Origin of the sequence: Neisseria sp. HMSC065D04, from assembly GCF_001815675.1 — a bacterium.
GTDB lineage: Bacteria > Pseudomonadota > Gammaproteobacteria > Burkholderiales > Neisseriaceae > Neisseria.
Genome location: NZ_KV821539.1, coordinates 6,541 through 11,358 on the forward strand (window position 1 = coordinate 6,541; position 4,818 = coordinate 11,358).

Annotated in this window: 2 protein-coding genes; one reads left to right on the forward strand and one right to left on the reverse strand. The window is 52.3% G+C overall.

Annotated elements, in window-relative coordinates; all coding sequences use genetic code 11:
- Window positions 1-139 precede the first annotated feature (139 nt).
- Complete coding sequence (gene msrAB, locus HMPREF3050_RS10170) at window positions 140-1,708, forward strand: bifunctional peptide-methionine (S)-S-oxide reductase MsrA/peptide-methionine (R)-S-oxide reductase MsrB (protein WP_070774692.1); 1,569 nt, start codon at window positions 140-142, stop codon at window positions 1,706-1,708.
- Window positions 1,709-2,088: 380 nt separating this feature from the next.
- Here the strand turns inward: msrAB and rmuC are convergent, their stop codons facing one another.
- Complete coding sequence (rmuC, locus tag HMPREF3050_RS10175; RefSeq protein ID WP_070774693.1) at window positions 2,089-3,588, reverse strand: DNA recombination protein RmuC; 1,500 nt, start codon at window positions 3,586-3,588, stop codon at window positions 2,089-2,091.
- Window positions 3,589-4,818 lie beyond the last annotated feature (1,230 nt).

The window sequence follows — 4,818 nt, forward strand, 5'->3', positions numbered from 1 at the left end:
TTGTCCTGATTTAAATTTAATCCACTATAATATGGACGTTTGTTTTCAGACGACCTTTTGCTTTTTTATGTGCAAGGCTGTAAGGTTTGGGCATTCCCAACGTCTAATCATACAAACCGTCCACACAGGAAACATAGAGATGAAACCCCGTACCTTCTTTTCCCTTTGCGCCAAGTTTGGCTGTCTGTTTGCACTGGGTGCTTGTTCGCCCAAAATTGCCGATGCCGAAGCCGCGACCGTGCCGCACACTTTGTCCACTTTGAAAACCGCGGACAACCGCCCCGCCAGCGTTTATTTGAAAAAAGACAAACCGACCCTGATTAAATTCTGGGCGAGCTGGTGTCCTTTGTGTTTGTCCGAATTGGGGCAGACCGAAAAATGGGCACAGGATAAGCGGTTCAGCTCCGTCAACCTGATTACCGTCGCGTCTCCGGGCTTTCTGCACGAGAAAAAAGACGGCGACTTCCAAAAATGGTATGCCGGTTTGAACTATCCCAAGCTGCCCGTCGTGACCGACAACGGCGGCACCATCGCCCAAAGCCTGAATATCAGCGTTTACCCTTCTTGGGCGTTAATCGGTAAAGACGGCGATGTGCAGCGCATCGTCAAAGGCAGTATCAACGAAGCGCAGGCATTGGCGTTAATCCGCGACCCGAATGCCGATTTAGGTCGTCTGAAAAACGCGTTCTACAAACCCGACACACAGAAAAAGGATTCAAAAATCATGAACACGCGCACCATCTACCTCGCCGGCGGCTGCTTCTGGGGCTTGGAAGCCTATTTCCAACGCATAGACGGCGTGGTGGACGCCGTATCCGGCTACGCCAACGGCAAAACGAAAAACCCGAGCTACGAAGACGTGTCCTACCGCGATACGGGTCATGCCGAGACCGTCAAAGTGACCTACGATGCCGACAAACTCAGCCTCGACGACATCCTGCAATACTATTTCCGCGTCGTTGACCCGACCAGCCTCAACAAACAAGGCAACGATACCGGCACGCAATACCGCAGCGGCGTGTACTACACCGATCCCGCCGAAAAAGCCGTCATTGCCGCCGCCCTCAAACGCGAGCAGCAAAAATACAAACAGCCCCTCGTCGTCGAAAACGAGCCGCTGAAAAACTTCTACGACGCCGAGGAATACCATCAGGACTACCTGATTAAAAACCCCAACGGCTACTGTCACATCGACATCCGCAAAGCCGACGAACCGCTGCCGGGCAAAACCAAAGCCGCCCCGCAAGGCAAAGGCTTCGACGCGGCAACGTATAAAAAACCCAGCGATGCCGAACTCAAACGCATCCTGACCGAAGAGCAATACCAAGTGACCCAAAAAAGCGCGACCGAATACGCCTTCAGCCACGAATACGACCATCTGTTCAAACCCGGCATTTATGTGGACGTCGTCAGCGGCGAACCCCTGTTCAGCTCCGCCGACAAATTCGATTCCGGCTGCGGCTGGCCGAGCTTCACCCGCCCGATTAACGCCGCCGCCGTTACCGAACACGACGATTTCAGCTACAACATGCGCCGCACCGAAGTGCGCAGCCATGCCGCCGATTCGCACTTGGGACACGTCTTCGCCGACGGCCCGCAAGACAAAGGCGGCCTGCGCTACTGCATCAACGGCGCAAGTTTGAAATTCATCCCGCTGGAACAAATGGATGCGGCAGGCTACGGCGCGTTGAAAAGCAAAGTGAAATAAAGGCGCGATAACACGAAAGGTCGTCTGAAAACGGCGTGGTAAGCAATTCATACCCGCCCCGCCGTTTTTCAGACGACCTTTTTACCGCCGCGATGCCTTGTTCCTCCTTCTTCCGACAGCTAGAAACGCGGATGGCTGGCGAATAAGGTTTGAAACGATACAGTGGATTAACTTGAAACCAGTACGGCGTTGCCTCGCCTTAGCTCAAAAGAACGATTCTCTAAGGTGCTGAAGTACCAAGTGAATCGGTTCCGTACTATCTGTACTGTCTGCGGCTTCGTCGCCTTGTCCTGGTTTAAAGTTAATCCACTATAAAAGGATGCATCATGCGCCCTTTTTGTCTTTGATACGTCGTCTGAAATCCGACGACGGACAATCCGTCAATCTTCTTCCCCTTCCGGCAAACCCTTATCCTGCAAGGCGGATTCTTGGGCGGTTTCTGTCAAATCGCGTTGCAGGCGTTTGGTGGTTTTGACGCCCAGCGCACGCAGTTTCTCGGCGCGGCTGACGAGGTTGCCGCGTCCTTGCGAGAGCTGTTTGTAGGCTTGTTGGAACTGGCTTTGTGCTTGGTCGATGTTTTTGCCGACGGTCTCGAGCGTTTGGACAAAGCCGGTGAATTTGTCGTAAAGCCTGCCGCCTTCTGCCGCGATGGCGAGGGCGTTTTGGTTTTGTTGTTCGTTGCGCCAGATGTGGGCGACGGTGCGCAGGGTGGCGAGCAGCGTACTCGGGCCGACCGGCATGATGCGTTTGTCGAAACATTCTTGGAACAGGGCGGCATCGTGTTGCAGGGCGAGCAGGTAGGCGGGTTCGACGGGGATGAACATAAACACGAAATCCAGCGTACGGACGCCTTCGAGGTCGGTATAGTCTTTTTGCGACAGGCTGCGGATGTGGGCGCGGATGCTGGCGACGTGGGCGGCGAGTTCGCGCTCGGCGGTTGCAGCGTCGGCGGCTTGGGTGTAGCGGACATAGGCGGTCAGCGAGACTTTGGAATCGATGACGATTTGTTTGCCTTCGGGCAGGTTGACGAGGACGTCGGGCTGAAGGCGGCGCGCGCCGTCTTCTTCTTGGCGGACGGCGGCGGCTTGGACGGTGTATTCGCGTCCTTTTTGCAGGCCGGAATGTTCCAAAACGCTTTCTAAAATCATCTCACCCCAGTTGCCTTGCGTTTTGTTTTGCGTGCCGGTGAGCGCGTCGGTGAGGGCTTTGGCGTCGCTGTGCAGTTGGGTGTTGAGGGTTTGTAGGCGTTTGAGTTCGTTTTCGAGGGTCAGCCGTTCGCGCGCTTCTTTTTCATAGGTTTGCTGAACCAGCTCGCTGAAGCCGTGGATGCGTTCGTTGAGCGGGGTCAGCAGTTGGCTGAGGTGGTCGCGGTTTTGCTCGGTGAAGCGGCGGCTTTTCTCTTCCAAAATGGTGTTGGCGAGGTTTTGAAACTGGTCGCCCAAGCTTTGTCGGGCTTCGGCAAGGAGCTTGAGCTTTTCGTCGGCGGCGAGGCGTTCCTGTTCGAGCTGGATGTGGAGGCGTTCGTTGCGGACGTGCAGGTTGTGCGCGGTTTCCTGAAGCTCGGCGTAATCTTGTTTCAGACGACCTGCTTCCTGTTCGCGCTCTTGAAGATAACCAATTTGGCGTTCGGCGGCGGCGAAGCGGTTGCCCAATTCCTGCAATTCGCCCTGCAAATCTTGGACATGATAGCGCGCGTCGGCAAGCTCGGCTGCGGTTTGCGCCTGATTTTGTTCGGCAAATTCAAGATTTTGGCGAGACTCGGCAAGCGATTGCATCAGGGCAAACTGCTGCGTCTGCGCCTTGTTGCGGGCGAGCAGCCAAGTGATGAGCGCGCCGGACAGAAAGGCAAGCGCGGCGGTCAGGAGGAGCGGGAGATTCATAGGTCGTCTGAAAACGGAAAAAGCAAAAACGGCAATATAGCATGTTTGCAGGGCAAGCTCGCTGTGCGCTTGAGTAGGATAGGGCGGAATAGCTGATAAACCGATGCCGGGCAGCGGGTTGCAGAACGCAGAACGAAGCAGTCGAACTGAATCAATTTGATGGGGGCGTGAACAGAAGCACCGAAACAGACAGCCTTTTCAGACGACCCTGCCAACCTATAAAGATAGATAGGTCGTCTGAAAACCTAAAAACAAGCTTTACACGCTTCGCTGCGCCCAAACAGAGCTTTTACCGCCGGCAGCTTGGAAAACCGCTCACTTTGGGCAAGGCAGAACAATGCCGCTTTTTGCCAAAAATAGATAGATCATTTAAAAAATGGCAATGGCGATTATAGTCTGAGGCTAAAAACCCAAAAACCAAGCGGAAAAGTGTTGTTTTTTATCTGATTGAAAAATATAAAGAAAATTTAAAAATTTTCTAAAATGATGTAATTTGGCAACAAAAAATCCGAGAGCATCTATTCTAAAATAAACAATTTGTAATCGGCTTGTAACTAAGACATCGGTGTCATTCTGCAAGACATCGGTGTCATTTTCAAAACTAAAAATAATTTATCAAAATAATTACATTATAGCATTAATACCGCTATTTTCTTTACAAAAAAACTGTATAATTTATCAATTAAGGCGGTATCATGACACCTGTCGATATGGCAGACACGCCGACGACGAATACAGATGTTGTTAAATAACATTTGATTAATATGTAAAAGGATTACCCGAAATGAAAAATTTATTGACCTTGGCCGCAGCCTCTTTAATCGGTATGGCCGGTGTTACCGCTTCAGCCTCTATGGTTGCCCGCAATATCGAAACCGCTGCAAAAAAATAATTTGAAAACAAACGAAATATTTTAAATGCTTCCCAAACCCCCACAAACAACCTTCCCGCCCGCGGTGGAGCGGCTTTCAACCGATTCCGGCATCAGATGCCGACACAAGTGCGAACCGCAGACCGCCCAGTTCGGCGGCGGGAACAAAAGAAAGAGAGATGACCATGAAAAACTTAATTAAATTGGCAGCCGCCTCCCTGATTGGCATGTCCGGTCTGACCGCCAGCGCGACGACCGCCGCCAAAAACATCGCCGAAGCCGGCAAATAATCAGCCGACCCGACGATATATTAGATTAACTAAATCCAGGACAAGGCGACGAAGCCGCAGACAGTACAG

What these genes read in the sequence shown, in the direction of transcription:
- msrAB (WP_070774692.1), top strand. Translation starts at nt 140, where the DNA reads ATGAAACCCCGTACCTTCTTTTCCCTTTGCGCCAAGTTTGGCTGTCTG.
- rmuC (WP_070774693.1), bottom strand. Translation starts at nt 3,588, where the DNA reads ATGAATCTCCCGCTCCTCCTGACCGCCGCGCTTGCCTTTCTGTCCGGC.